The sequence below is a fragment of the Nocardia sp. NPDC052001 genome (assembly GCF_040680615.1).
In the GTDB taxonomy this organism is placed as follows: domain Bacteria; phylum Actinomycetota; class Actinomycetes; order Mycobacteriales; family Mycobacteriaceae; genus Nocardia.
Window position 1 is genome coordinate 93,600 of record NZ_JBFAXC010000008.1, and the last position, 26,606, is coordinate 120,205.

The following is a 26,606-nucleotide window of genomic DNA, read 5'->3' on the forward strand; positions in this document are numbered from 1 at the left end:
GCATATTCCTTGATTTGCGGCACGATGAGGTGATCGCCAGCCACCTGTTCGCAAGGTGCCGGGAAGTGCTGGCGCTCAAATCAATCCGGCCTTGGAAGGTGTGCATGTCGGATATCGCGATAGTGGGGATCGGATGCCGATTCGCAGGTGGAATCGACTCGCCGGAAACCTTTTGGGAATTCGTCCTGGATAAGCGCGACGGTGTGGTCGACGTGCCGCCCGATCGCTGGGATTACCGCCGCTATTACGACCCGGAACCGCGCACGCCAGGGCGCAGTTACACCAAGCGCGCCGCCTTCATGACCACCGATCCCTGGGAGTTCGACCCGGACTTCTTCGGCATCTCCGCGCGCGAGGCCACGGTGCTCGACCCGCAGCAGCGCCTGATGCTGGAGGTCACCTGGGAGGCGCTCGACGATGCCGGGATCGCCAGGCGCGCGAGCGGCGGCTCGGTCGGGGTCTACGTGGGCGGGTTCGTGGTGGACCAGTCGGTGATCGGTGTGGTGGGCCCCGCACTGTTCCACACCGATATGCACACTCCGGCCAGCGCTTCGTACACGATGCTGTCCAACCGGATCGCCTACGCGCTCAACCTGATCGGACCCGCGCTCACCGTTGATACGGCGTGCTCGTCGTCTCTGGTGGCGTTCCACCTCGCCTGCCAAGCGCTGAACAACGGTGATTGCGACGTAGCGCTGGCGGGTGGGGTCAATGTGATGCTCCAGCCGGAGACTTTCGTGCTGATGTGCAAGGGCGGCTTCCTCGCCGCCGACGGGCGCTGCAAGTCCTTCGACGCCGCCGCGGACGGCTACGGTCGCGGTGAGGGCGCGGGCATGGTGGCCTTGAAGCGACTCGACGACGCGGTGCGCGATGGCGACCGGATCTACGCCGTGGTCAAGGCGACCGGGGCCAACCAGGACGGCCGCACCACCGCGATCACCGTGCCGAACGTGGATTCCCAAGAGTCGCTTGCGCGTTCGGTGTGCGCCCGCGCCGGACTGGCACCGGAATCGATCACCTACATCGAGGCGCACGGCACCGGCACCCTGGTCGGCGATCCGGTCGAAATTCGAGCGCTGGGAAGGGTTTTCGGCGTACCGGACAAGCGGACGCGGACGCTGGGCGTCGGCTCGGTGAAGTCCACGCTCGGGCACACCGAGGCCGCCGCGGGGGTCGCGAGCGTCATCAAAGCGGCACTGGCGATCTCGCATCGCACGATCCCGCCTCAGGGCTGGCTCGACAAGCCCAATCCGGATATCCCCTTCGACGAGCTGGGTCTGCATATCCAGACCGAAGCCGAACCGCTGTCCCGGGACGCCGGGCCGATGACGGTCGCGGTGAACGGATTCGGGTACGGCGGCACCAACGCGCACGCCATTCTGCGGGAATACCGTCCGATCCCGGTTGTCGAAGTCGCGAGTGAGCCGAAACACCTTGGTGTACTGCCTATCTCGGCTCGCAGCACCGGTGCGGCGCGGGCGCTCGCCGGGCGGTTCGCCGATCTGGTCGCCGCGGGCACGGAACCGGAACGGCTGGCGCACGCCGCCTGGACCCGAATGGCGCACCACCCGTTCCGGACCGGCATGTTGCTCGGTGACACCGGCGACCTGATCCGGGAGCTGCGAGCATTCGCCGCCGGCGAAGGGCGTGACGCGGTGCGGACCATTGTGGCCCGCACCAGCGGGCCGGTGTTCGTGTTCTCCGGCATGGGTCCGCAGTGGTGGGGAATGGCGCGTGAATTGCTCACCGCCGGGGGAGTTTTCGCCGATACGGCCGAGCGCGTCGACGCCGAGTTCCGTGCGCTCGCGGGCTGGTCGATCATCGAGGAACTGCTGAAGGCGGAAGAGGATTCGCGGGTCGGCAGTACCGAGGTCGCGCAACCGGCCAACTTCCTGGTGCAGGTGGCGCTGGTACGCGAACTCGCCCAGTACGGCATCGAGCCCGCGGCCATCGTCGGCCACAGCGTCGGCGAGGTGGCCGCCGCCTATGCCAGCGGGGTGCTCTCGCTGCGCGACGCGGTCCTGGTCGCCTACCATCGAGCCCGGTTGCATGCCACCACCGCGGGTTCCGGCGGAATGCTCGCGGTGGGCATGTCCTATGACCAGGCCCTCGAACTCGTCACCGACGATCCCCGGGTCGATATCGCCGCGATCAACAGCGCGACCTCGCTGACCCTCTCCGGCGATATCGTCCGGCTCGACGAGATCGGCGAAAAGCTTGTCGCGGAGGGCTTTTTCGCGCGCGCCCTGCGGGTGGAGGTGCCCTACCACAGTCGGCTGATGGACCCCATTCTGGACGAATTGCGTTCGGCACTCGCGGAGTTGGAGCCCCAGGCACCGACCGTTCCCCTGTACTCCTCGGTCACCGGTGCACAGGTGACGGGTCCGGACTGGGACGCGTCGTACTGGTGCGCCAATGTGCGCGAGCCGGTGCGTTTCGCCGACGCCGTCACGACGCTGCTCGCCGAGCACCGGGTCTTCCTCGAGATCGGCCCGCACGCGGTGCTGTCGGGCAATATCCGCGAGACACTGCTCGGCGCGGACGTCACGGGGACCACGGTGCCGACACTGGACCGTAAACAGCCTGATACCAACAGTATTCGACGCACCCTCATCGGGCTCTACGGTGCGGGCGTGCTCGACCTCGACGCATTGTTTCCGCCCGATGCGACCCCGCATGTGCGGTTGCCGCGGTACCCGTGGCAGCGGACCCGCCTGCACTCGTCCCTGCCACTGTTCGAACAGGCCAGGCTCGGCACTCCGGGCGGTTATCCGATGCTCGGTGATCCCGATGTCGAGGGCCGCCCGGATTGGCTGCTGCAGGTGGGTACCGAGTTGCTGCCGTGGCTGGCCGATCACGTGGTCAACGGGGTCCGAATCATGCCGGGGGCGGCGTATCTCGACGCGGCGCTCAGCGCCGCCGCCACCCGGCTTGGTGGCGAACGAGTCGCGCTCGAACAGGTCCGCTTCGTCGCGCCGTTGATCATGGGCGCACCGGATGTTCCGTTGCTCGCGCTGACCGTGGAAGAGGCCAGCGGGCGCTTCCTGATTCGCTCCCGCCCGGCCACCGGCACCGCATGGACCCTGCACGCGTCCGGGCGCATGCTGACCGGTCGGCACCGGCCGACCCGGGTGGAGGTGCCCGAGATCGAGGTCGGCGTCGACGTGGACCCGAAGCTGTTCTACGGCGGACTCGCAGCGGCGGGCTTGCAGTACGGCCCCTCGTTCCGGCGCGTGCTCACCGCTCGGGTCGGCAGGGATACGGTCACCGCGACCGTCGACGGCGCCATCGCGGTGGGCTCGGGTCATCTGGCACATCCCGCCGTCGTCGATGCCGCCATGCAGACCGCCGCTCTGCTGTTCGCCGAATCCCGGATCGACGAGGGCACCCTGGTCCCGGTCGGCGTGGCCTCGGTGCGCGTGGTCGCGCCGCTGCCCGAGCGGGTCACCGTGGTAGCCCGGCGCGATCATCGGGCCCGGCTGCGGGCCGATGTGGACCTGCTCGACGATGAGCACAACCTCGTCATGCGATTGAGCGGTCTGCAGATCGGTGCGATCGCCCCCGGCCAGGATCCCCTGCGCCGCATGGCCGACTACTTCTACACCGAGACCATGCAGCAGCGCGATCCACTCGATCGCACCGCGGTACCCCATGATTCGGTGAGCACGGTGATCGTCGCGCTGGGGGATTCGCGCCAGCGCGCCACCGCGCTGAGCGAGGTGATCCCGGGCGCACGTCTGTACGGTGTCGGATCCGTCGCGGACGAGGTCCAGGCCGGTCTCATCGCGATGCTCGCGGCCGCGCGGGCCGAGGGCACGGATCGGCTGCATGTCATCGTGGTCGCCGACTCCGGCGCGGACGAGCTCGCGCAACTGTGGGCACTGAAGCGAATCGCGGTCGTGCTCAACGACTTCGCGTACCCGGAAGATCCCGGACGAGCACGGGACAAGTTCGTCGAGGGCCGATGCCACGCCACCCTGGTGACCGAGCGCGCGTTCGCGGTCCCGGACGATCCGGCTCCGGCGGCCGCGCAGCAGGCCGCGCTCGCCGGTGCGCGACGCGTGCTGCTCAATGAGCAGACCGATCTGCGCTGGCGGCTGATCGATGTCGAACCGGCGACGGGAATAGTCGACCTTGTCACCGAATTGGCTGTCCCGGGTGCTTTTTGGGGCGACAACACCGACGAGGTCGCCCTGCGCGCCGGTGCCCGCTGGAGTCCGGTGATCACCAAGCCGCTGCCCGAGCGCCTCGAGGCGCTGGACACCGCCGCACCGCTGAGCGACTCCGAGGCCAATTTCGTGCTGGAAATGCCCCGCACGCGCCTGTTGTCGGCGCTGGCCTGGCGCGGACGACCGCGCCCGGAGCCCGGTGCCGGGCAAGTCGAGGTCCGGATGAAAGTCATCGGCCTGAACTACAAGGATCCGCTGAAGGTCATCGGACTGCTCGGCGAACGCGAGCTCGCGCCAACGTATTTCGGCACCGTCCCGGGGATGGAAGGGGTCGGCGAAGTGGTGCGGGTCGGTCCCGGCGTCACCGACCTGGCGGTGGGCGATCTGGTCGCGGTCGCGGTCAAGGGGATGATGCAGCGCTACGTCGTGGCCGACCGGGCGCGAGCGATCAAGCTCCCACCGGGCACCGATCCCGCATACTGCACCAGCACAATCGCTTTCGGCACCGCTGAATACGCGCTGAACGATCTGGCGCGGCTGCGACCCGGAGAGACGGTGCTCATCCACGGTGCCGCGGGCGGTGTCGGCACGGCCGCGATCCAGGTCGCCAAGGATCGGGGAGCGCGCATTATCGGCACTGCGGGTACCCAGGAGCGTCGCGCCCACGTGCTCGCGCTGGGGGCCGATCACGCGATCGATTCGCGGTCACTGAACTTCGTCGACGATGTCCTCGAGTTGACCGACGGCAAGGGCGTCGAGGTGGTGCTCAGCAGCGCCCCGGGGGAGATCCTGCGGCAGAACTTCCACGCGGTCGCCGAATTCGGGCGCATCGTCGAGGTCGGCAAGGCCGATATCTACACCGGTGGCCTGTTGGAGATGGCCAACTTCGACAAGAACGTGGCGTACTACTCGATGGACCTGGATCGTCTGGTCGCGGTCGACGCGCAGCGGCTCATCGCACTGCTGCGGCGGGTCTACGAGAAGGTGCTCGCGGGCACCTATAGCCCGCTGTCCTACCGGCTGTTCGACACCGACGAGGTGGCGAGTGCCTTCGAGGAAACCATCCGCTCGACCGGACTGACGCGCATAGCGCTGAAGATGGATTCGGCACTGCCCTCGGTACGACCCCAGCTGCCGGAAGTCGAAATCGATTCGGCCGCAACATATCTGGTGACCGGTGGCTTCGGTGGCTTCGGGCTGGCCATCGGACGCTGGCTGGCGCTGCGCGGCGCGCGCCGACTGGTATTGGTGGGTCGCCGCGGCGCGAGCACCGAGGAAGCGCGCCGCCAGCTCGAGGCATGGCGGGCGGCGGGGGTCCAGGTGATCACCGAACACGCCGATGTCACCGATGTCGAGGCGATGGCCGCGGTCGTGGGGCGGGCGCATGCGGCCGGACATCCACTGCGAGGGGTGTTCCACGCGGCGGGCGCGGTCGCCGATAATCGATTGGCGGCCATGACAATTCAGGAATTGGACATCGTGTACCGCCCCAAGGTGCAGGGTGCCCGGGTGGTGCGCCAGGCGGTGGCCGACGCCGGGATCGAGCTGGATATGTTCGTGCTCTCCTCCTCCGGCGGCGCCATGTACGGCATCTACGGTCAGTACAACTACTGCGCGGCCAATCTCGCGGTGGAGACCATGGCCCAGGAATGGGCGAGGGCGGGCGAGCCGGCCCTGTGCATCGGATGGGGGCACCTGTCCGGCTCCAGCGGGGGCATGGCCGCCGACGAGACGGCGGTGAAGTATCTCGACCTGGTCGGCTTCGACCCGATCGATATGGCCGACGCCACGGCGTACCTGGAACAGACTCTGCGCCTTGGTATTTCGCGGGCAAGTATCATTCCCACGGACTGGGGAAAGCTCACCGGCACCTTCCCGCAGCTGACCCGCACCGGCCGCACGATGGCATTGGCTCAGGTCTCCGCCAAGGACACCTCGGAACTGGCCCGGCTGCGGGCCGAGGTGGCGGCCATCGAGGACGGCAAACGCGGCACCTTCGTCGCACGCAAGATGGCCGAGGAATTGGCCGCGGTCATGGGGGTTCCGGCCGAATCCATCGATATGACCGTGCCCGTGCCCGAGCTCGGTCTGGATTCGCTGATGGCGGTGGAGCTCGGCGCTCGGGTCACCAAAACCCTTGGCATCGACCTGATGTCGTTGCAGATGGGTCGGTCGTTCAGCCTGGAGCAGGCCGGTCCGAAGGTCGCCGAACTGATCTTGGCCGCGGAAAGCGCCAAGGCTCCGTCCCGGTCGGCCGTCGAGACCGCCACGAGCGGTCCGGTCGCGGTGCCGGTCGGAGTCGCATCGTGACCAGGCGTCGGAGTAGGGAGGTTGAGCGATGGTCGATTTCGGTCTGATCGACGAATGGGAACCGGCGCGGGGCCGACTCACCACCTGGGTGGCATCGCCGGAATCGGCCGCACGTGCGCGGCTGGCACCCGTGCACCCCGCCCCGCCCTCGCACCAGCAGGAACAGTACTTGCGGCTGGCCGCCCAGCATGCCGCGGCGGACTTCCGGTACTCCGGTCTGTGCCTGATCACCGCCGAGATATCGACCGGTGAGCTGAACCGTGATGCGATGACCCGCGCGATCAACGCATTCCTATTGCGGCACGACACCTTTCGCACCTGGTTCCGGATCGGTGCGGATGGCGTGGTGGAGCGGCATCTGGTGCCGGAAGCGGACGTCGAGTTCGTTCCGGTCGAGCACGGGTGGATCGAGGACCCGCAGACGGTCCGCGACCACGTGCTCAAAACCACGCCCGGACCCTTCGACTGGGACTGCTTCAGCTTCGGGGTCATCGAGCGGGACGACTCGACCATGCTCTACCTCGCGGCCGATCACCTGCACACCGACGGGTTCGGGCAATACCTGTCCGGTTTCGATCTCGCGCTGCTCTACGCGAACGAGATGTGGGGTCAGACGCCGGACGCGCTCGCCCCGGCGGCGAGCTATCTCGACTACTGCACGGCCGAGCGGGCTCATACGGCGCGCATGTCACTCACCTCGCCCGGCGTTCAAAAGTGGCTCGAGCTGATCCGGGGAAACGGCGGCGCCCTGCCGTCCTTCCCGCTGGAATTGGGCAGGCGCACCGATATGTACAACCGCAGCGCACACCGAACGGTGACGCTGTTCGACGAGGCCACCGCCGCGCGCTTCGAGCGACGCTGCCGAGACAACGGCGCGCACTTCGTCGGCGGCGTCTTCGCCGCGGCGGCCTTGGCCGAATACGAACTCGCCGACAGGGATTACTACTTCGGCATGACCCCGGTGACAACGCGCGGCAGCGCCGCCGAACGCGCCTCGGTCGGCTGGTACGTCACGTTGCTGCCCGTGGCGTTCCCGCTCGGCCGCACCGCATCCTTCGACCGGGTGGTCACACTCGCCCAGTACGCCTACGAGAACGGGATTCGTCTGACCTCCACCTCGTTCCAGCGGGTGGTCGAACTGTTGCCCGCCGACTCCGATCTGGATTTGAGCCCGGGATGGGCCTGCCCGATGATCTCCTACGTCGATGCCAGGGAACTGCTCGGCCATGAATTCTTCGATACGGCCTCATGCGGGCTGTACGCCAATCGCGCTGCCTCCGAACAGGTTCTGATCTGGATCAATCGGTTCGCCGCGAAAACCACACTCAGCGTGATCTATCCGGACACCCCGGTGGCGCACCGCTCCGTCGAACGCTATGTCAACCGACTCCGAGCGGTGTTCGTCACCGCCGCACGGGAAGAAAGCCAATGAGAGACAGCATCTTTCGCGATCCGCATATCCCGGACGGTGAGAAAACCGTCTACACCGTCCGAATCGCGGATCAGCCGCCCGCGCTCGACATCGTCAGCACAGTCGGCCACGAGGACCAGGGCTACCTCTCCGTAGTTCAGGCGACCTCGGGCGACGGCAACTTCACGATCACCGTCGAACAGCGCTTCCAGCGTCTCGGCGAGCACGTGCGGATCGCCAGCTACCGCGCCGAAACCCGAACGGGCACAACGGTGGTGAGTCGTGAAGAAGCGAATTTCCTCGGTACCGCGCACCTGCAGATCGGTGCCGGGATCGCGCCGTTCCCCGCCGATCTCATGCCGCTCGCGGGCGGCCTGACACTATTGCGCGGACTGGACCTGGCCGAAGGCGCCGAGGCCGATATCGCCCTGTGGCTCGCGTTCTCGGTCCACATCCCCCTGAGCGCGAAGACCGACCGGTGCTCCGTCGTCGACGCCGCCACCCGCCGAATCGACTGCTGGCAGGTCCGGCTCCGCCCCCGCCTCACCGGCCTGAACCCCATGCTCGAAAAAATGCTCAGCCCCTTCCTGCCCCTCGTAGTGGTCGACATCGAAGCAGCCCCACCACACAGAATGATCCGCTGCGGCTTCCCTACCGGCCCGATGCCCTGGCACCCCCGCGCCGTAATGGAACTCGCGGCCTAGGGGCGCAGCTGGGCGTGGTCCCCGACATCGACGGCCACGCCTAAAGTGTTGTCAATGACGAATATGGCCACTCGCAGCTACGGCGGCGTCAGCGCGACCGAGCGTCGCGCCGAGCGCCGCGCGCGCCTGCTCGTCGCCGCCCGCACCACCTGGGGCGAATCCGGAATCGGTGCCGTCACGGTTCGGGGCGTCTGTAAAACCGCGGGCTTGACCGACCGCTACTTCTACGAACATTTCGCCAACCGCGAGGAGTTGCTGCTCGCCGTCACCGACGAGGTGCGCGATCAAATGCTGGCGGCCATGGTCGAGGCGGGTGTCTCCGCGGATGGTCCGGCCGAGCAGAGACTCCAATCCGCGCTACAGGCATTCCTGGAAATCATTGCCGCCGACCGTCACATCCATCGCATCGTCACCACCACCGACCCCGGCGACCTGCCCGAACTGACCCAGCGTCGTCACGACGTACTGACGATGATCACCGACCTCGTCGTGCAACATGCTCCCGCCGCGCTGGGCATCTCCGTCGAACCGGAATGGCTGCACCGCGCCGCGCTTTTCATCACCGGCGGCGTCAACCAGCTCATCGAAGGCTGGCTCGGCGGCACCATCGATATGACCGCAGCCGAACTCGCCGCCGAATGCGCGCGCATGTGCGTGAGTGTCCTGGGAAACACGCAGACCTGACTGATCTACCGCGAAGAGGAATCCATGATCGCTCTCGTCACCGGTGCCAATCGGGGCATCGGCCACGAAGTGGCGCGCCAGCTCGCCGCCGCCGGGCACACCGTCATCGTGTCCGCCCGATCACTCGAGGCGGCCACCAAAGCCGCGGCGGAGATCGGCGGCGACGCGCACCCGCTGCGCCTCGATATCACCAATGGTGACGACATCACTTCCGCCGCAACGGAAATCAGCACCCGGTTCGGCGTCCTGGATATCCTCGTCAACAACGCCGCCATCGCCTACGACACCTGGCAGCGCGCAGTCAACGCCGATCTCGACATCGTCCGCGACGCGGCCGAAACCAACCTCTACGGCCCCTGGCGACTGACCCAAGCCCTACTTCCGTTGCTGCGCGCGAGCACTCATCCCCGAATCGTCAACGTCTCCAGCGAAGCCGCCTCCCTGACGAGCATGGGCGGCGGTACCCCCGCCTACAACACCACCAAAACCGCCCTCAACGCCCTGACCCGAATGCTGTCCGCCGAACTCCGCCCGGACGGCATCCTCGTCAACGCCATCTGCCCCGGCTGGGTAGCCACCGATATGGGCGGCCCCGGCGGCCGCCCCGTCGCCGACGGTGCCGCCGGAATCGTCTGGGCCGCAACCCTTCCCGACAACGGACCCACCGGAGGCTTCTTCCGCGACCGCCAACCGCTGCCGTGGTAGCCACTATCGGTGACGCAATCGCGATGGTGAACGTTCCGTCGGGCCGAATTGTGCTGTCGGACAGGCGAACCGAACGCAAATGGACGGTCGATGTCGCAGCCTGCCGGATGTCGGCATTCCCGATCACGCAATCTCAGCACGCACGGGTCACCGGGCTGCGGCCGAGTGCGTCGGCGGGCGAACGGTTTCCGGTCGAGAGCGTCTCGTGGTGGGACGCGGTGCGATTCTGCAACCTGTTGTCGGAACAGGAAGGCTTGGCCCCGGCCTATCGCCTGTTCGACGGCGAAGGCATCGAATGGGAATCGAGTGCGAACGGTTACCGGCTCCCCACCGAAGCCGAATGGGAACACGCCTGCCGTGCCGGAACAACCGAGCCCCGCTACGGCGACCTCGACGAAATCGCTTGGTATCGAGCCAATTCCGAGGAGCGGATTCACGAAGTCGGCGGCAAACAACCCAACGCCTGGGGCCTGTACGACATGCTCGGCAACGCCTGGAACTGGTGTTGGGACATCTACGACGCCGAGATCTACGACACCTACCGTGTCCTTCGTGGCGGCGGCTGGTACGACGAACACTGGAGCTGCCGTGCCTCGGTCCGCCGCCGCAGCCACCCCACCTTCCGTATGGATGACGTCGGCTTCCGAATCACTCGCTCTGATCCGGCGGCGTGAGTTCCGACCGCGGGACGCCGGGCGCGAACCTGAATGCCCATACCTCGCGGGCCGCGATCGCTGCCACGACAATCGCGACCGTTCGAACGGAGCCGGAACTATCACTCCACCAACCGGTTCCGTTCAACTCCTTGATCATCAGCGCGGCGGCGGCAATCGGAACGGCCACGGTTACCACGCCCGCGACGCGTTCCCCGACCACCGCCGCTTCGATGATGGCGGCCACGACAACGACCCCGAGTGCCACCGTCGCGTAGCCGGCCATTGCGCCCGCCCCGGGCGGCCCAGCCGATTCGGTGACCGAAAGGCACACCCGCAATACCGAATCACCCGGCGAACACTCTTTTCGGCCGATCGGGATGTCTGCGGCGGCGGACATCGCCGTACCCAGCAGCACTGCGACCACGAACGTCCACCAGCCCAGATGACCGGTGATTCGCGCAATCCTGAACAGCCGCCCTCGCGTCACCGGACTGAATCTACCTAGTTCGAGACCGTTCCGGTTGCTGAAATATAGCTGCTGGGATCTACTTGGGTATCGACGGATCTGCGCTGGTGCCGCTGCTCGTGCTGATGATCGGCGTTGTCGGGCCGAGCGTGCTGATGGTCATGCGCTGGCGCAGGATCAAGCGCCACGGGATCGGCGGTGGCGAGTTCAATCATCCGCTGGCGGCGGCCGGATACGGGGGAGTGTCCCCGGGAACCGCGATTCAGGAGGACTTCGGCGGCGTCACCGCGGTGCAAACGCAGGCTGCGGCCACAGGGCCCGGGCCTGCGGCCGGGCAGCCGTGAGTGCTCGGAGAGGGCTCACGCGGCGCTACCGGCGGTGAGGAACACCCCTAGATCGAGCAAATCATCCGCAACACACAGCATGATGGTGGAATGTCCAAGCGGGTGAGCGCATGCGCGCACTACTGATACTGATCATCGTGCTGGCGATCGCGCTGATCGTCGGCGACCGTCTCGCGGTCGCGCAGGCGCAGAAGGAGATCGGCAGCAGGATCGCCACCGAGTACAACCTCGCGCAGCGGCCGAGCGTCGAAATCGGCGGGTTCCCATTCCTGACCCAGGCCGTCGACGGCACCTATCACGACATCAACGTGCGCGTCGGCGACTGGAGCGATCAGCAGATCTCGGTCCACAACCTGGAAGTCCACCTCACCGATGTCACCGCGCCGCTGACCGACCTGCTGGCCAGCCGCACCTCGAACCTGGTCGCCGACCGCGGAACCGCGACCGCCGTGGTGCCCTACGACACCGTGCAACGCTTCGCACCGTCGGAAGTCGAATCGATCGCCTACGCCGACGACGGCCTGCGCGTCACCGGCACCTTCTCGGTACAGGGCATCCCCGTGCCCGCGATAGTGGTCGTCACGGTCGCCCCCACCGACGACGGCTTCGAGGTAACCCCCGTGTCAGTCCAAGCCCGAGCGGGCGGCCCCACCATTCCCCTGGCCCTGATCAGCCAATCCCTCACCTTCACAGTCCCTTTGCAGGCACTACCCCTGGGCGCGCGCCTCACATCCATCAAACCCGCCGCTGACGGCCTGCACGTCACCGCCATCGCGAGCCCCGTCCGATTCTCCGACCTGCCCGCTATTCCGCAGGCCAAATAGTTTGTAGGGCATGGCTTTCCGCGCGGTGATCTTCGATATCGGCGGCGTCCTCGAAGTCACCGAACCGATGGACTTCGATATACACTGGGAGTGCCGCCTGGGCCTCGAACGCGGCCAACTCATCGGACGCCTCGCCGATGTGTGGTTGGCCGGAAGTATCGGCGCCATAACCGAATCCGCGTTCCGCGCCGCGATCATCGACCGCCTCGCTCTACTGCCTGACTCCGCCGATGAGCTCATCGCCGATATCTGGAGGCAGTATCTCGGAGTCGCCAACAAAGAACTGATCGCCTACGCGAAAACCCTTCGCCCCCAATACCGAACCGGAATCATCAGCAATAGCTTCGTCGGCGCCCGCGAACGAGAACAACACGCCTACGGTTTCGAAGACCTGGTCGACGACATCATCTACTCCCACGAAGTAGGCATCACCAAACCCGATCCCGAGATCTACGCCATGGCATGCGCCCGTCTCGACGTCGATCCGCATCAGGTGATCTTCGTCGACGACGCCCAGAGCGCGCTCGAAGGTGCCGCAGCGGCCGGAATGACCACGATCCACCACACCGGCAACGCCACAACGATCGGCACCCTGAATACGTTGCTGCGCAACATATAGTCCGCGTCCCTGACAGAAAAGGGCGTTCATCGCAACATTCGGAGTTCGCCACCGCACAGACGCCGGCGGCCACTGCGTCGTTCTCGCAGCGGCCGCCGATGTCGAATCCTCAGGCGGAGAACAGGATCAGAAGGATCCGGTGCTCGGCTTGGGGGTGGTGGTGGGGGTGGTCGGCTGATCGGCGACGGTGACCACCTTGGTGGTGGTCGAGCCCGCGACGCCGCTGCGGCCGGAGAAGGTCGCGCCGATCGTGTACGAGCCCGCGGCACCCGGGGTCCACACGATGGTGGCTTTGCCGTTCGCGGCGACGGGGATGTCGCCGAGGACCTGGTCGCCCGCCTTGAACTGGATGGTGCCACCCGCCGCGGCCGGGGACACGCTCGCCTCGAGCGTGATGGCCTTACCGGTCTGCGCACCGCTCACATCGGTGATGGACGTGGTCGACACCGCATCGCTGGAGACCGTGATGTTCGGTCCCTTGTTGGAGTAGGTGCCGCTGCCCAGGGAGCCGCCGTAGTGCATCGAGGTCGGCAGCGGGGTGTCGCGGGCGCAGTTCACGCCCACCGTGTACTGCACCTCGAAGGTCTGGGACTTGGGGTTGATGTTCGGGTACACCGGGTACTTGGTGATGCCGAACTCCGCGCGCACCCAGTCCGAGGACGAGGTGTCCAGCGACACCTGGTCTCCGCCCATCTTCGCCGAGCCCGCGACCGGGGTCAGGCACGCGGGGTGCAGGTCCTTGATGTTGTAGATGTACTCCACCGGAATCCCGGTGCGCTCGAATGTCGTTGTGACGGTGACGATGTCGCCCACGACGGGATTGGTGTTGGACACCGTGCGGGTGAACTTGCTGTTGCCGTCACTCCAGGTGATCGTCCCCGGCGCGGCCGAGGCCGTACCCGGAATCAACGCGACCGCGAACCCGGCTGCCACCGCGAACGCCGCGAGCGACCCGCCCACCTGCTTCATTCTCTTATCCACCATCATGTGTCTCCCACGTAAATCAGATGCCCCTCGACCTCGTCATCGAGGCGCTGATGCATCCGAGTTGGCGCGATTAGATCATGATGAGAACCCCCGTGTACCGGATTCCGAAATGATGATGAGTCAGATTGAGGCGTCAACTGGACTGTTGACCACTGGTGCGGTTGTTGTGACGAACAGGCCCGGTAGAGCTCGATGCGAGTGCATTGCAACGATCGGCGATGGGTCACGCCTCTGCCGAAATCCTCTGCCCTGGAGCGTAATCGAGATGACTCGAGACTCTGTGACGACGCGTCCTGCACTGCTTGAATGAGTTGCGGGCCGCCGCTGCGGCTGCCGATGGCACCTGCAACGGCGCGGGTGCCGCCGTTATGAGTTCGAACAGGTCCTGTCTTTTCTCGGAGCTGGCTCGGTTGCATCGGTGATGGGAAGTGCTCTGGCGCCTCTCGATTCGGGATGGCCTCGGCTCATACCTCGAGATCTTCTTCGATTGCCTTGAGCCTGTGTCGGGCGAGGGCAAGGTTGCCTTTGCCGCGGTCGAGCGCGAGGTAGAGGAACACGCCTCTAGCGTGCCGACCACGGCTCGGTCGCAGGATGTGGTACTGGCTGCCGAGCGTGATGAGTACGTCCTCGATCGAGTCGTTGAGTCCGAGTTGCTCGATCGTGTGGATTTTGGCGCGGATGACCTCTGTGGTGCCGGCCGCGGCGATCTCGATATCGAGATCCTTTGGGCCGGTGACCATGCCGAGCGGCATGCCACTCCCGTAGTCGACGACGGCGGCTCCGATCGCGCCGTCGAGCAACATCATCTCTTTCAGTGCAACGTCCATGTTGACCATGTGAATCCTCCTGTGCGCGCGAGGTGTTCGTGCTTCGCGAAGCGCGACGCTACCCCTGGGCATCAGGTGCCACGCGATGTTCAATGAAGAATTCCACTAGGTATGCAATTGCTAATTTATGCAATCAAGACTATTGATGCAGGTTGCGCGAAGGAAGTCGTAACGACGCAACAGCCCTGTAGGTTTCGACTCGTCAAGAGCTGTGGACGCATCCGCAGCAGATGAGGACCGCGCAACCCGCCAGCTTTCGCGCTCGTGCTGTGCTCTGACCGGCACCACGCGGTGCGGTATTCAGGCCCGTCGGTGCCGTCGTTCATAGGATTCCCGGTCGGCTGCGGCACGTTGGCTCTCGGGGCGATCGGCAAGTGCCGGGTCGAGTCCGTGTTTGGCCAGCCGGGCGCGGCGGAAGACGTACATGAGGGCGATGGTGAAGTAGATCAGCGGCAGATACAGCAGCGCCATCATGGCAAGTCCCATCCACAGCGGGCCTGGGATGAGCAGGAACAGGCATAGCGGCGGGATGATCGGGATCAGGATGCGCAGCATGTACCGGCGCCCTGCGCCGGGGCCGGTGAGATCCTCGCGCACCCAGTCCGCCTTCGACGGCGGCAAAGTACCGCCGCAGATGTAGCGGATATGTTGTGCCGGAGTCGGTCTGGACTGCTCGGTCATGTGCGGGGCGCTTTCGCGGAGTCGGATAGGTGGGCGTGGACGTAGGCGATGGCGTCGGGGGTGTGTTCGAATATGTTGGTTCCGCCGCGGGGCAGTGCTCCAATCGCGTCGAGGCGACGACGGTGGTCGGGGCGAAGACCGGACATGAGCACGGTGATGCCGCGATGTTCGAGTTTGCCGATGGCGTCTTTGAGCACCAGTGCACCGGTGGTATCGAGGGCGGTGAGGTGGGACATACGCAGTACAACCGCGTGCACGTTCGATACCTCGGCGAGTTCGAGGAGGAATCGGTGTGCGGCGGCGAAGAACAACGGCCCCTCGAGGCGGTAGGCGACGATATTGTCGTGCAGGAGCTGGTGTTCCTCGGTTAGATGTTCAGTGTCTTGGGCGGGGGCGTCCAGCGGAATGGGTTGCAGGCGTGCTTCTTTCGCAACCGAGCGTAACGCCAGCAGGACCGCGATCGCGACGCCCACCGCGACGGCGGTTACGAGGTCGACGCTGACGGTGACCACGAAGGTCACGAGCATGATCGCGGCATCTCCTGTGGAAGCCCGGGCGATCGCCGCTATCGAAGCGGTCTCCACCATGCGCACTGTGGTCGCCAGTAGTACGCCGGCGAGTGCGGCCAGCGGGATATCGGCCACCAATCCAGCGGCGAGGTAGATGATGGTGGCGAGTACGACCGCGTGGAACAGTGCCGCCAGCCGCGTGCGTGCTCCCGAGCGGACATTGACCGCGGTGCGTGCGATCGCCCCGGTGGCGGGCACGCCGCCGAACAAGGGTGCGGCGATGTTGGCCAGTCCCTGACCCAGCAACTCCCGGTCGGGGTTGTGGCGGGTGCCGACGGCCATCGAATCCGCGGCGGTCGCCGACAGGAGTGACTCCAGCGCGGCGAGCGCGGCGACGGCCAGCGCGGGTGCCAGCAGCACGCCGACCTGCTCGAGGTGCACGAATCCTATTGTGGGAGCGGGCAACCCGGCAGGAATGGCGCCGATCGGGGTGAGGTCCAGGTCGAATATTCGTGCCGCCGCGGTGGCCAGCGCGACCGCGATCAGCGCGAACGGCAGCTTCGGCAGATACCGGCTGCCGATCAGCATGACCATCGTGACGACCAAGGTCATGACCAATGCCGTGTAGTGCGGTTGTGAAACATACTGGTGCACAGCGTCGTACGCAGACCGCCAGACCTTCTCGCCGTGGGCGTGGGCCACGCCCAACGCGTTTGGAAACTGCTGCAGCGCGATGACCACCGCGATGCCCGCGGTGAAGCCCTCGATCACCGGGGCGGGCATATAGCGCATCGCACGCCCTACCCTGGCGATCGCGAGTACCACCAGCAGCAGCCCGGCCAACAGCCCCACGGCCAGCACCGCTTGGGCGCCGTGCTGCTGGAAGATCGGTACCAGGACCACCGTCATGGCTCCGGTCGGCCCGGTCACCTGAAATCGGGAGCCACCGAAGACAGCGGCGACGGTGCCCGCGACGACTGCCGTCGCGAGTCCCGCGCCGGCACCGAGGCCCGAGCTGATGCCGAAGCCGAGTGCCAGTGGCAACGCGACCAGCGCGACGATAAGACCCGACAGCAGGTCCCCGCCCGGGGAACGGAACGCGGGCTGCCAGTCCGACCACCGGGGAAAGAGGGTGCCCACGGTCAGTGTGCCTCGGCCAGACGCTTTTTCAGGGCGGCCAACTGTTCGCGCAGAGCTTCAGGCAGCCGGTCGCCGGCGATGGTGGCGTACCAGTCGTCGATCGACGCCATCTCACGCACCCACTCATCGGTGTGCACCGCGAGTGCGTCCGTCACCAGGTCTCGATAACCGCCCGCCAGCCCGCGGAGGTCGAGCGCGCCTTCCGGCGGCACGAACCCGATCGGTGTTTCGATCGCGTCGGCGGTGCCGTCGAGGCGATCGAGCGCCCACTTCAGCACGCGTATATTGTCGCCGAAGCCCGGCCACAGGAACTTTCCGTCCGCACTGCGGCGGAACCAGTTGACCTGGAAGATCTTCGGCAACCGCATGCCCTCGCGGTCGGCCAGCGACAGCCAGTGTGCGAAATAATCCCCGACGTGATAGCCGAGGAACGGCCGCATGGCCATCGGATCCCGGCGCACTACCCCCACCGCCCCCGCTGCGGCGGCTGTGGTCTCCGACGACAGCGTAGAGGCGGTGAAGACCCCGTGCGCCCAGTCGAAGGATTCGGTGATCAGCGGGATGGTCGAGGCGCGGCGTCCGCCGAAGAAGATCGCCGAGATCGGCACTCCGGCCGGATCGTCCCATTCGGGTGCGACGGACGGGCACTGCTCGATTGGGGTGCAATAGCGCGAATTCGGATGTGCGGCGGTCGTTTTCGACGCGGGCGTCCAGTCATCGCCGTGCCAATCGATCAGATGCGCGGGGGTCTCGTCGGTCAGTCCTTCCCACCAGATATCGCCGTCGGCGGTGCGGGCGGTGTTGGTGAAGATCGAGTTGCCCCGGTCGAGGGTGGCGATGGCGTTCGGATTGGTTGCTGCCCCGGTTCCCGGTGCGACGCCGAAGAACCCGGCCTCCGGGTTCATCGCGTACAGCCGTCCGTCTGCGCCGAAGCGCATCCATGCGATGTCGTCACCGACCGTCTCGGCCTTCCATCCCGGCAACGTCGGCTCCAGCATGGCGAGGTTCGTCTTACCGCACGCGGACGGGAAGGCCGCGGCGATGTAGTGCATCCGGCCCTGCGGTGAGGTCAGTTTCAGGATAAGCATATGCTCGGCCAGCCAGCCTTCGTCACGCCCGAGCACCGAGGCGATCCGCAACGCGAAGCACTTCTTGCCCAGCAGCGCGTTGCCGCCGTACCCCGAGCCGTAACTCCAGATGGTTCGTGCATCCGGAAAGTGCGCGATGTACTTCGTCCTGTCGCACGGCCACGCCACATCGGCTTGTCCGTCGCCCAGCGGCATACCCACCGAGTGCAGACATTTCACGAATTCCGTTCCCGTGGTGAGCTTCTCCCACACCGGCGCACCGGAGCGAGTCATGATCCGCATCGACGTCGCCACGTATTCCGAATCAGTGATCTGCACACCGAATTTCGGGTCCTCCGCATTGAAAGGACCCATACAGAAGGCGATTACATACATTGTGCGGCCCGCCATCGCGCCACGGTAGTGCTCGGTCATGACGGTGCGCATGTCCACCGGATCGACCCAGTTGTTGGTAGGACCGGCGTCGCTCTCGGACTCCGAGCAGATGAAGGTGCGGTCTTCGACCCGTGCCACATCGTCGGGGTCGGAGATACACCAGAACGAGTTCGGCTTCTTCTCCAGCGGTACGAACGTGCCCTTGTCCACCAGAATGCCGGCGAGCCGATCCCACTCTGCGCGAGACCCGTCGCAGTACACGATCTGCGCGGGCGCGGTCAGGGCGGCGATTTCGGCTACCCAGGTCAGGATCGTTGCATGGCAGGTCGGCACGACGTCGGTGGCGAGGCTGGACTGTTCGATCACGGCTAAATTCTCCTTGTCGAAACTAATAAGGTATGCATTTTAGAAAATCTGCAATTAACGAGTGCAGACAGCGTCGCACAGGGTGTGAAGGGCGGGTCAGGCGGGTTGTTCGAGAGCTTCGACCTGGCCCGCGACGACACCGGTGAGGATGGCGCGGGCGACCGCGAGCAACTCCGCGACCTGCGGGGAGGCCAATTCGTACGTGACCGACAGTCCCTCGCGGCGGGCGGTGACCAACCCCGCGCGGCGCAGGATCGACAACTGCTGAGACAGGTTGGCGGGCTCGATGCCGATTTCGGTGAGCATCTCGGCGACGGCATGTTCGCGCACGCTGAGCAGTTCGAGCACGCGGACGCGGATCGGGTGACCGAGAGTTTTGAAAAAGTCGGCTTTCATCTGGTACAGCGGTCGTTGCAGTCCTGGCATGTGTGCGCCACTCCCTTCCGCCGGTGGCGGGAACCCTGCACCGATGACCGCCCTCTTTGATTGCATAGTTTAGCAAACAAGACAATCAGCCTGTGCTCAGGCCTTCTTGACAACGCTGGATTTGAGTTGCATCGCGCCGAAACCCTCAACCTTGCAGTCGATGTCGTGGTCTCCCACGCCTTGGACCAGCCGGATACCGCGCACCTTGGTACCCGCCTTGATCGGACTCGGACTGCCCTTCACTTTCAGGCTCTTGATTACCGTGACCGTGTCGCCGTCGCGCAGGATGTTGCCGACCGCGTCCCGAATGGCGCCTTCTTGCTTGTCTCCGGAGTCCGCGGTCGGTGCCGCACTCCACTCGTACGCGCACTCGGGGCACGTTAACAGCGATCCGATCTCGTAGGTGTACTCGCTCGAGCACTCTGGGCAAGGTGGTAGTGCGGTCATGGGTCTCCTGTTCGGGATGGCTCAGGGAATCAGGGAGTGGTGAGGAACTCGACGATGGCGCGGTTTACCTCGTCGGGCTGTTCGAGGTATCCGTAGTGCCCGCACTTGTCGATCTCGGTGTACCGCGCGCCGGGTATGGCCGCGGCAACCTCGCGACCCAGCGTGGGTGGCACCAGTCGGTCATCGGCGAATCCCACGACCAAGCAGGGTCGGGTGATGCGTCGATAGTCGGCCAGCCGGGACGCGGAACGATCCATGCGCAACTGTGCGCGCACGCCCGCCGACGGCTTCGCGGTCGAGCTGTAGTCGAAGATGTCCAGCCACTGCTGGGCGTGCTCATCGTCACGGAGCGTATGCGGCGACAGGTTGAGAATCGCCTTGATCGCGGCCGCGTATTGCGATGGCAGCGAAACACTTTCATCGATCAGGGCTTGCTCTCCACGATTGAGCGCCGCCGCAACGGGATCCGGGCGACCGGTCGCTGCCAGCAGAACGGCCTTCCCGATCAGGTCGGGCCGGGCCAGTGTCAGCTCGGCGACCACCCGGGCACCCATGGACGTACCCACCATATGAGCGGGTGCGCCGCCGAGATGCTCGATCAACGCGGCCGTATCGGCCACCAGGTCTGACATCGTGATGTCGGCGGCGCTCTCGTACGAGGGCGCGATACCGCGGTTGTCGAACGTCGCCACTCGGAATCCGGCCTTGACCAGTGCGGGCACCTGATAGGTCCGCCAGACCCGGCCCTGGCTGCCCGAGCCCATCACCATCACGACTAGCGGGCCGGACCCGGTGACGTCGTAGTTCAGCCGGATCCCGTTGAGTGTTGCGGTTGGCATCGTTCTTCTCCCCATCGCTCAGTTGATCAATTGCGAACATTAGCAACCAGTTAGGAAGTCGGACCCGACGGGCTAGGCGCATCGGTTCGTCGTGACCCACCTACCTGGCTAGTTGCCAAGACTATTAATCGTTGAATTAAGAATATTGATGACTTTTGGCTCTGCGGTGGGCGTTGGGTGCCAGGCATAGTTGGCCAACGGGGGCGAGACAGCCGAGTCGATCCAGAACATGGAGGTATGGCGGGTGTTGCGGGCTTCCGAAGCGTGGACGTCGAGAGTGTTCCCCGAGGTGGTTGTTTTCGCCGCTGGCCGGGTGCCCGTACTGGAAGGCGAACGATTCGCCCGGGCAGTAGGTCGCACACTCCAGCGTCGCGGCATCGACACCGGAGCGCGAGTACGGATCACCGGTCCGGTTACCGACATCGGACCCTTCCTCGTGCAGGTGAATCTGAGTGTCGGCGAAACGCCAGCGCGAGTGCAGATCCCAACCCGCGGCCGCGGAGACGCGCTGCCGGCTATCAAGCGACTGGACCGCCAGATCAGTCTCCTGGCCACTCCATGGCGCCCCCGGCCCTGGCCGCAGACCGCCCGCCCGCAACTCCACGCTGACAGCGTCACACAACTAGTGCGGCGCAAGATTCTCGAACCCGCAGAGCTCACACCGCAGGCGGCCGCGCGGGCTATGGACTCGATGGACTATGACGCGCATCTGTTCATCGACGTTGGCACCGGTGAGGACGCCATAATCTTCCGCGCCGGCCCGTACGGTCTGCGATTGGCCCGACAGCGTTATGTCCATCCGCCGGCAGACTTCGCGTCGTGTGTGGTCGTCCCACGACCTGCGCCCGCGCTAACCGAACTCGCTGCCGTGCAACATCTCTGCAGGTACGGGTTGCCGTTTCTGTTCTATTCCGATCCGGGGTCCGGCCGTGGGCGCCTGCTGTACTGCCGCTACGACGGCCAGCTTGCCCTTGTTGCTCCGCGTCCGCTCTGCGCAATCGCGTGACCGGGACCGGGTCGGTCTGAGAAGGTCGGCACATGAAGATCGGTGTCGCACTTCCACAGATGGCTCCCGGCTATGGACCGGGTACGACGGTTGATTGGGCTCGGCGGATCGACGCGGGGCCGTTTTCGAGCGTCTCGGTGGGGGAGCGGGTGACGTTTTCGAATCCGGAGATGGTCGCGACGTTGGGCGCTTGCGCGGCGGTGACCGAGCGGGTGCAGGTGCTGGCGAATCTCTTTGTGCTGCCGCAGCATCCGGTGGCGATGGTCGCGCAGCAGATCGGCACGCTCGACCAGCTCTCGAACGGCCGCCTCGAAGTGGCCGTGGGCGTCGGCGGCCGCGAGCACGACTACCGCTCTCTCGGTGCGGAGTTCAAGGGACGGCATCAGCAGCTCGATGACAAGGTTGCCGAGTTGAAGGCGCTGCTCGCCGGTGAGCCGCCGTTCGAGGGCGCGGATCCGGTCGGCCCGGCGTGCGTGCAGCCGGGCGGGCCGATCATCCTCGCGGGCGCGCTGGGGCCGAAGGCGATGCGCCGGGCGGCGCGATGGGCGGACGGCATCTCCGGCTTCAGCGTTCGCGGCGATGCCGAGGAGATCGTTAAGGTAGGTGAGCTCGCCGACCAGTGCTGGGCCGAGGCGGGTCGGACCACGACCCCGCGAAAGGTAAACGGCTGCTTCACCGCGCTGGGCGTGCCCGACGCGTCGGAGGCGTTGCACTCCTTCGTCGCTCGCTACCTCGGTTTCCTCGGACCCAAGCTCGCCGAGATGATCGCCGCGTCGGCGCGGGCGTCGACTCCCGAGGTGCTCGCCGAGATTCTCGACGGCGCGGAACAGGCGGGATGCGACGAGTTCATCCTGGTCCCGGCGGTCACCGACCTGAAGTTCGTCGATGTGGCGGCTGAAGTGGTGGCCGCGCGCTCTTGACGCTCATGGATTAGAACCTGTTCTATTCCAGGCATGACTCTGCGAGTGATCCAGTGGGCCACCGGCGGCCTCGGCCAGGCCGCGATCGGCCAGATCCAGCTGCACCCGGATCTCGAACTCGTCGGGTGCTGGGTGCACTCGGAAGCCAAGGCGGGCAAGGACGCCGGAGAACTCGCGGGGATCGGCCCGATCGGTGTGATCGCCACCAACAGCGTCGACGACATCCTCGCGATGGACGCCGATTGCGTCCTGTACTCACCGCTCATGCCGAATCCGAAAGAGGTTGCGGCGCTACTGCGTTCGGGCAAGAACGTGGTCACGCCGCTGGGCTGGTTCTGGCCGACCGCCCAAGAGAAGGAGCGGATGTCGGCGCCCGCCCTCGAAGGCGGCGTGACCTTGCACGGCACCGGGATCGACCCGGGCGGCGCCACCGAGCAGCAGCCGCTGTTCTTCGCGGGCCTGTCCAGCGCGATCACCTTCGTCCGCGGTGAGGAGTACTCCGACATCCGCACCTACAACGCCCCCGACGTCGTTCGCCACCTCATGGGTTTCGGCCAGTCACCCGAACAGGCGATGAACGGCCCGATGCTCGCGTTGCTGGACAACGGTTTCGACCAATCGGTGCGCATGTGCCTGGACACCCTCGGCTTCGCCGACGCCGAAATCCGCAGCAGCCGTGAGGTGGCGGTCGCGACCGCACCCATCGACTCACCGATCGGCGAAATCCAGCCCGGCCAGGTCGCCGCACAACGCTTCGCCTGGGAGGCATTCATCGCCGATACCAAAGTCGTTCGGGTCGCTGTGAATTGGATGATGGGCGACGAGCACCTCGACCCACCCTGGAAGTACGGCGACGGCGGCGTCCGCTTCGAAGTCGAGGTCAAGGGCGATCCGGACTGCCACGTCACGATCCACGGCTGGCACCCGAGCAGCGTGACGGCCGGTCTCGAACGCAACCCCGGCATCGTCGTGACCGCAGCCCACTGCGTGAACTCGATCCCCTACGTCTGCGCCGCCGAACCCGGCCTATTGACCTTCGTCGACATGCCACTGGTCACCGGCCGCGCCCACCCGGACCTGGCCCGCTGATCGCAGGCATGCCCACGCTGCACGGCGAGCTGAGACACCGGTCCGCAGGGTGGGGCCGACTGTCGATATTCATCAAACCGGGTGTGGGTGTGGACTTTTGGCGGTTCACTATGGCGAAAGAACAGTCACCGGGCTCCGAGGATATTGTGATGTGTCGCCAGAGGCGGATTCAGCGTTCACTAGGAGCGATGGCACTTGGGTTCCTTGTGGTGTCGGGTTGTGCAAGCAACTCCGACGATAAGGCGACTGCGCTGGGGGCGACCCAGGTCGGCGACTGCTTCAGGGAAATACCCGGCCGCAACCAGATACCCATGCACCCCACGCGGGTGGATTGCTCGGACGCCGCGGCCGGTTCGAGGGTGACATTGATTCTGCCCGGGAGCAGGGGTGCGGAGTGCCCTGCCATGGGCGGTATCGCAACGGGTGGAAAATTCTCCTACTACTTCGAGTTCGACGGTAAGACGTTCTGCTTGGTGCCGCGCTAGCACGGTCTTTCGAATCAGGTTCAGGGCCACGGGCACAGCTCGGTGCGGCGTACTCGTGGGCCGTTCGATGGTCGTCACCGGCGGCGCGTGAGATATCGATAGCGACTGTCGCTTCGGCTCATCGCGCCGGTTGATCCTCCGGTCGAATGGGGCAGTTGCCCGATAGCGCGTGACCGGGCCGCGCAATAGATTCGAGAATGTACCAGCCGACGACTGATAGGGACTCCTGATGAAGAACTTTCTCGTTGCTACCGTGGTGACCGCGGGGCTGCTCGTTCCGATGGCGTCCGCGTCCGCGGAATCGGTTGCCGCGCCTGCTGATACGACATCGATCGCCGCGCCAGCTGATACTGCGCCGGTGGCTTCCTCGTCGGAGGAGGTGTTCTGCGCCATCATCAGGTTCCTGAAGGGTGGCTGGGCGGGGCGCCCCGCTGACTGCTCGTTCTGAGCTGCTGAGCCCGTCGACGGCGAAAAGTGCTGGGTGTCAGCGTGTTTCGGTATCGAGGCCCAGGGTCGCGCGGCCACCGTCGACGGCCAGGTTCGCGCCATTGACGAAACCGCCCTCGGCGTCGAGGAGGAATTCGGCGGCGGCGACCTCGTCGCCCTTTTCGGCCGCTACGGAATTCGTGACCTACGACGTGCGGCCTTCCGCGGCTGCGACGATGGAGTCGGCGGTCGCCCGCAGATCATCGGCGAACAGTTCGGGCTGTTCCCATGCCGCGAAATGTCCGCCGCGCATAGGCTCGATCCAATGCACGATGTTGGTGAATCGGCGGGCTGCCCACCGGCGTGAAGGACGCGGGGCCTCTCTGGGGTAGACGGCGCACCCGGTCGGCACGTCGATCACGTCATCGACGGCCGCGGTGAACCACCTGCTAACCTCCGCGATGCTCTCCCAATACAACCGAGTCGAGGATGTGCCGGTGCCGGTGAGCCAGTAGAGGGTGATGTTGTCGAGCATCTGGTCACGGGTCAGACCGGGCTCGTCGGTCCAGGTGTAGAGCTTTTCCGCGATCCATGCGGCGAGGGCGGCCGGCGAGTCGTTCAGCCCGTACCCGACCGTCTGCGGGCGGGTGCTGTGCATCGCCGAATATCCGGATCCGGTGCGCGTGCGCTCATCCAGATCGGCGAGCGATGCTTGTTCGGCGTCGGTGTGGGCCGAGTGGTGATCGGGCGGGGCGAGCGGTGGAACCAGATGCAGCCCGATCAGCCGGTTCGGTTGCTGGAGCGCGATCTTGGTGGAAACGCTGGTCCCCCAATCGCTTCCGGCGGCGAGAAATTGCCGATACCCGAGTCGGGTCATCAATTCACACCAGGCATCGGCGATGCGGCCGATGCCCCAGCCGGTGGTGGCGGGCTTACCGCTGAAGGCATATCCGGGCAGCGACGGAACCACCACATGGAACTCCCGCTCACCGCCGGACGGGTTGGTGAGCAATGGAATTACGTTCTCGAATTCCAGGAAAGAACCGGGCCAGCCGTGGGTGAGCACCACCGGCGTCGCTTGCGGGTCGGGGGAGCGCATATGGAGGAAATGAATCGGCAGGCCGTCGATAGTGGTCCGGAATTGCGGGATCCGCTTGAGCCGCCGTTCGGTGGCGCGCCAGTCGTAGTCCTGCGTCCAATAACGACACAGACCGGTCATAGTGTCCAGCGGAATGCCCTGGGACCAGTCCGACACCGGCTGCTCTTCGGGCCAGCGCGTTCGTTCCAGCCGCCCGCGCAGATCGTCGAGCCGATCCTGGGGGATGTCGATGTGAAACACGGTGGGGGTCTCGGACATTCGTACTCCTCCGTCGTGGCGAACTGCGCATTTCGGTGGTGGTTTCACGAGGTTCGACATCGATTCTGTCCGAACTGCGCTGTTCCGACGATCTCGGACGCGGTATTGAGACGATCAGTCCAAAACTGTGGTAGCGTCCTCCACATGGCGCGACCGAGGAACTTCGACGAGGATCAAGCGGTCGAGGCGGCGATGCGGACGTTCTGGGCGTCCGGCTACGAAGCCACCTCGACCGCCGATCTGTGCGCGGCAACCGGGTTGGGGCGCAGCAGTATCTACAACACCTTCAACTCCAAGAACGAGCTGTTCGAGAAGGCGCTGCGCCGCTACATGGATACCAAGAACGCGCCGGTGCTGGACCTCATGGGCGATGACGCGCCAGTGCGGGACAAGATGCGCGCGCTGCTGTGGCGGGTGATCGATCAGCACACCGAGGAGCCGCCCGGCTGCCTGGTGGTGAACTCCATGGTGGAGCTGGCTCCACATGATTCGCAGATCGCTCGCTCGCTGCGGCGCGACCTGGATGTGCGGGTGGAGGCGCTGCGAGCGGCCTTCGAATCCGGTCGTCGTCGCAAAGAGATTGCCGCCGAACGTGATTCGCTCGGCTTGGCGCATTTCATTATCGCCACGATCAGTGGCATGCAGGTGGCCGCGCGTGGCGGCGCGGACCGGGCGACCTTGGAAGCCATCGCCACCAACGCACTCAACGCGTTCTGAATTGACCTGATTCGGATGCGCGGGTCTCT

General features: G+C 65.7%; 24 protein-coding genes. 14 read left to right on the forward strand and 10 right to left on the reverse strand.

The annotated features are described in order from the left end of the window. Nucleotides 1-104 precede the first annotated feature (104 nt). Genes AB0L82_RS31785 through AB0L82_RS31810 form a run of 6 tightly spaced genes read left to right on the forward strand, consistent with a single transcriptional unit; the run spans nt 105 to nt 10,657 of the window. Nucleotides 105-6,479: a type I polyketide synthase gene (locus AB0L82_RS31785; RefSeq protein ID WP_364644579.1), complete on the forward strand. Its 6,375-nt coding sequence runs from the start codon at nt 105-107 to the stop codon at nt 6,477-6,479. A gap of 28 nt (nt 6,480-6,507) precedes the next feature. Next, complete coding sequence (locus tag AB0L82_RS31790; protein ID WP_364644582.1) at nt 6,508-7,911, forward strand: condensation domain-containing protein; 1,404 nt, start codon at nt 6,508-6,510, stop codon at nt 7,909-7,911. Then, nucleotides 7,908-8,594, forward strand: a complete 687-nt coding sequence (locus tag AB0L82_RS31795) for a hypothetical protein (RefSeq protein WP_364644585.1) — start codon at nt 7,908-7,910, stop codon at nt 8,592-8,594. The genes AB0L82_RS31790 and AB0L82_RS31795 overlap by 4 nt, the downstream gene beginning before the upstream one ends. A 54-nt stretch (nt 8,595-8,648) precedes the next feature. Then, the gene (locus tag AB0L82_RS31800) at nt 8,649-9,278 is read left to right on the forward strand and encodes a TetR/AcrR family transcriptional regulator (protein ID WP_364644588.1); all 630 of its coding nucleotides are present in this window, start codon (nt 8,649-8,651) and stop codon (nt 9,276-9,278) included. 24 nt (nt 9,279-9,302) lie between these two features. Further along, the gene (locus AB0L82_RS31805; protein WP_364644591.1) at nt 9,303-9,983 is read left to right on the forward strand and encodes an SDR family oxidoreductase; all 681 of its coding nucleotides are present in this window, start codon (nt 9,303-9,305) and stop codon (nt 9,981-9,983) included. Nucleotides 9,984-10,006: 23 nt separating this feature from the next. Next, a complete protein-coding gene (locus AB0L82_RS31810; RefSeq protein WP_364644594.1) occupies nt 10,007-10,657 on the forward strand; it encodes a formylglycine-generating enzyme family protein in 651 nt (216 codons plus the stop codon). Here AB0L82_RS31810 and AB0L82_RS31815 read toward each other — a convergent pair. Further along, nucleotides 10,632-11,126, reverse strand: coding sequence for a hypothetical protein (locus AB0L82_RS31815; protein WP_364644596.1), 495 nt, complete (start codon nt 11,124-11,126; stop codon nt 10,632-10,634). The two genes, AB0L82_RS31810 and AB0L82_RS31815, sit on opposite strands and share 26 nt — an antisense overlap. A 62-nt stretch (nt 11,127-11,188) precedes the next feature. Here AB0L82_RS31815 and AB0L82_RS31820 point away from each other — a divergent pair, with 62 nt between their 5' ends. The 3 genes from AB0L82_RS31820 to AB0L82_RS31830 all read left to right on the forward strand — a co-directional run bounded on the left by AB0L82_RS31820 (nt 11,189) and on the right by AB0L82_RS31830 (nt 12,892). Beyond that, a complete protein-coding gene (locus tag AB0L82_RS31820) occupies nt 11,189-11,449 on the forward strand; it encodes a hypothetical protein (protein WP_364644599.1) in 261 nt (86 codons plus the stop codon). Between the two features lie 110 nt (nt 11,450-11,559). Continuing rightward, on the forward strand, nt 11,560-12,273 hold the full coding sequence (locus AB0L82_RS31825) for a DUF2993 domain-containing protein (RefSeq protein ID WP_364644602.1): 714 nt from the start codon (nt 11,560-11,562) through the stop codon (nt 12,271-12,273). Between the two features lie 10 nt (nt 12,274-12,283). Then, nucleotides 12,284-12,892, forward strand: a complete 609-nt coding sequence (locus AB0L82_RS31830) for an HAD family phosphatase (RefSeq protein ID WP_364644605.1) — start codon at nt 12,284-12,286, stop codon at nt 12,890-12,892. Between the two features lie 126 nt (nt 12,893-13,018). On the opposite strand, the gene AB0L82_RS31835 is transcribed toward AB0L82_RS31830, so the two are convergent. The 8 genes from AB0L82_RS31835 to AB0L82_RS31870 all read right to left on the reverse strand — a co-directional run bounded on the left by AB0L82_RS31835 (nt 13,019) and on the right by AB0L82_RS31870 (nt 20,577). Continuing rightward, nucleotides 13,019-13,876 carry an Ig-like domain-containing protein gene (locus AB0L82_RS31835; protein WP_364644608.1) on the reverse strand — a complete coding sequence of 286 codons (858 nt, stop codon included), beginning with the start codon at nt 13,874-13,876 and terminating at the stop codon, nt 13,019-13,021. Nucleotides 13,877-14,343: 467 nt separating this feature from the next. Then, the gene (locus AB0L82_RS31840; protein ID WP_364644611.1) at nt 14,344-14,715 is read right to left on the reverse strand and encodes a hypothetical protein; all 372 of its coding nucleotides are present in this window, start codon (nt 14,713-14,715) and stop codon (nt 14,344-14,346) included. A gap of 291 nt (nt 14,716-15,006) precedes the next feature. Then, nucleotides 15,007-15,387 (reverse strand): DUF5313 family protein, encoded by a 381-nt coding sequence (locus AB0L82_RS31845; RefSeq protein ID WP_364644614.1) that lies wholly within the window; start codon nt 15,385-15,387, stop codon nt 15,007-15,009. Further along, complete coding sequence (locus tag AB0L82_RS31850; RefSeq protein WP_364645169.1) at nt 15,384-17,042, reverse strand: SulP family inorganic anion transporter; 1,659 nt, start codon at nt 17,040-17,042, stop codon at nt 15,384-15,386. Before AB0L82_RS31850 ends, AB0L82_RS31845 begins: the two co-directional genes overlap by 4 nt. Further along, nucleotides 17,039-18,865: a phosphoenolpyruvate carboxykinase (GTP) gene (locus AB0L82_RS31855; protein ID WP_364644617.1), complete on the reverse strand. Its 1,827-nt coding sequence runs from the start codon at nt 18,863-18,865 to the stop codon at nt 17,039-17,041. Before AB0L82_RS31855 ends, AB0L82_RS31850 begins: the two co-directional genes overlap by 4 nt. Before the next feature lie 96 nt (nt 18,866-18,961). Next, nucleotides 18,962-19,291, reverse strand: coding sequence for a metalloregulator ArsR/SmtB family transcription factor (locus tag AB0L82_RS31860; RefSeq protein WP_364644620.1), 330 nt, complete (start codon nt 19,289-19,291; stop codon nt 18,962-18,964). A gap of 96 nt (nt 19,292-19,387) precedes the next feature. Then, nucleotides 19,388-19,738: a zinc ribbon domain-containing protein YjdM gene (locus AB0L82_RS31865; RefSeq protein WP_364644623.1), complete on the reverse strand. Its 351-nt coding sequence runs from the start codon at nt 19,736-19,738 to the stop codon at nt 19,388-19,390. Between the two features lie 29 nt (nt 19,739-19,767). Next, entirely contained in the window at nt 19,768-20,577 is an 810-nt protein-coding gene (locus AB0L82_RS31870) for an alpha/beta hydrolase (RefSeq protein ID WP_364644626.1), read from the reverse strand. A gap of 190 nt (nt 20,578-20,767) precedes the next feature. Between AB0L82_RS31870 and AB0L82_RS31875 the strand changes: the two genes are divergently transcribed. From AB0L82_RS31875 to AB0L82_RS31890, 4 genes are all read left to right on the forward strand, one after another. Beyond that, nucleotides 20,768-21,583, forward strand: coding sequence for a sigma 54 modulation/S30EA ribosomal C-terminal domain-containing protein (locus AB0L82_RS31875; RefSeq protein WP_364644629.1), 816 nt, complete (start codon nt 20,768-20,770; stop codon nt 21,581-21,583). A gap of 32 nt (nt 21,584-21,615) precedes the next feature. Further along, a complete protein-coding gene (locus AB0L82_RS31880; protein WP_364644632.1) occupies nt 21,616-22,503 on the forward strand; it encodes an LLM class flavin-dependent oxidoreductase in 888 nt (295 codons plus the stop codon). A gap of 33 nt (nt 22,504-22,536) precedes the next feature. Further along, complete coding sequence (locus AB0L82_RS31885; RefSeq protein ID WP_364644635.1) at nt 22,537-23,592, forward strand: dihydrodipicolinate reductase; 1,056 nt, start codon at nt 22,537-22,539, stop codon at nt 23,590-23,592. Nucleotides 23,593-24,306: 714 nt separating this feature from the next. After that, on the forward strand, nt 24,307-24,525 hold the full coding sequence (locus AB0L82_RS31890) for a hypothetical protein (RefSeq protein ID WP_364644637.1): 219 nt from the start codon (nt 24,307-24,309) through the stop codon (nt 24,523-24,525). A gap of 183 nt (nt 24,526-24,708) precedes the next feature. Here AB0L82_RS31890 and AB0L82_RS31895 read toward each other — a convergent pair whose 3' ends face one another. After that, nucleotides 24,709-25,860 carry an epoxide hydrolase family protein gene (locus AB0L82_RS31895; protein WP_364644640.1) on the reverse strand — a complete coding sequence of 384 codons (1,152 nt, stop codon included), beginning with the start codon at nt 25,858-25,860 and terminating at the stop codon, nt 24,709-24,711. A gap of 144 nt (nt 25,861-26,004) precedes the next feature. Between AB0L82_RS31895 and AB0L82_RS31900 the strand changes: the two genes are divergently transcribed. Further along, nucleotides 26,005-26,577 (forward strand): TetR/AcrR family transcriptional regulator, encoded by a 573-nt coding sequence (locus AB0L82_RS31900; RefSeq protein WP_364644643.1) that lies wholly within the window; start codon nt 26,005-26,007, stop codon nt 26,575-26,577. Nucleotides 26,578-26,606: the final 29 nt, after the last annotated feature.

Bases quoted from the DNA above. Each gene is read 5' to 3' on its own strand.
- AB0L82_RS31785 (WP_364644579.1), top strand. From the start codon at position 105: ATGTCGGATATCGCGATAGTGGGGATCGGATGCCGATTCGCAGGTGGA.
- AB0L82_RS31790 (WP_364644582.1), top strand. From the start codon at position 6,508: ATGGTCGATTTCGGTCTGATCGACGAATGGGAACCGGCGCGGGGCCGA.
- AB0L82_RS31795 (WP_364644585.1), top strand. From the start codon at position 7,908: ATGAGAGACAGCATCTTTCGCGATCCGCATATCCCGGACGGTGAGAAA.
- AB0L82_RS31800 (WP_364644588.1), top strand. From the start codon at position 8,649: ATGACGAATATGGCCACTCGCAGCTACGGCGGCGTCAGCGCGACCGAG.
- AB0L82_RS31805 (WP_364644591.1), top strand. From the start codon at position 9,303: ATGATCGCTCTCGTCACCGGTGCCAATCGGGGCATCGGCCACGAAGTG.
- AB0L82_RS31810 (WP_364644594.1), top strand. From the start codon at position 10,007: ATGGTGAACGTTCCGTCGGGCCGAATTGTGCTGTCGGACAGGCGAACC.
- AB0L82_RS31825 (WP_364644602.1), top strand. From the start codon at position 11,560: ATGCGCGCACTACTGATACTGATCATCGTGCTGGCGATCGCGCTGATC.
- AB0L82_RS31830 (WP_364644605.1), top strand. From the start codon at position 12,284: ATGGCTTTCCGCGCGGTGATCTTCGATATCGGCGGCGTCCTCGAAGTC.
- AB0L82_RS31835 (WP_364644608.1), bottom strand. From the start codon at position 13,876: ATGGTGGATAAGAGAATGAAGCAGGTGGGCGGGTCGCTCGCGGCGTTC.
- AB0L82_RS31840 (WP_364644611.1), bottom strand. From the start codon at position 14,715: ATGGTCAACATGGACGTTGCACTGAAAGAGATGATGTTGCTCGACGGC.
- AB0L82_RS31845 (WP_364644614.1), bottom strand. From the start codon at position 15,387: ATGACCGAGCAGTCCAGACCGACTCCGGCACAACATATCCGCTACATC.
- AB0L82_RS31860 (WP_364644620.1), bottom strand. From the start codon at position 19,291: ATGCCAGGACTGCAACGACCGCTGTACCAGATGAAAGCCGACTTTTTC.
- AB0L82_RS31865 (WP_364644623.1), bottom strand. From the start codon at position 19,738: ATGACCGCACTACCACCTTGCCCAGAGTGCTCGAGCGAGTACACCTAC.
- AB0L82_RS31870 (WP_364644626.1), bottom strand. From the start codon at position 20,577: ATGCCAACCGCAACACTCAACGGGATCCGGCTGAACTACGACGTCACC.
- AB0L82_RS31880 (WP_364644632.1), top strand. From the start codon at position 21,616: ATGAAGATCGGTGTCGCACTTCCACAGATGGCTCCCGGCTATGGACCG.
- AB0L82_RS31885 (WP_364644635.1), top strand. From the start codon at position 22,537: ATGACTCTGCGAGTGATCCAGTGGGCCACCGGCGGCCTCGGCCAGGCC.
- AB0L82_RS31890 (WP_364644637.1), top strand. From the start codon at position 24,307: ATGAAGAACTTTCTCGTTGCTACCGTGGTGACCGCGGGGCTGCTCGTT.
- AB0L82_RS31895 (WP_364644640.1), bottom strand. From the start codon at position 25,860: ATGTCCGAGACCCCCACCGTGTTTCACATCGACATCCCCCAGGATCGG.
- AB0L82_RS31900 (WP_364644643.1), top strand. From the start codon at position 26,005: ATGGCGCGACCGAGGAACTTCGACGAGGATCAAGCGGTCGAGGCGGCG.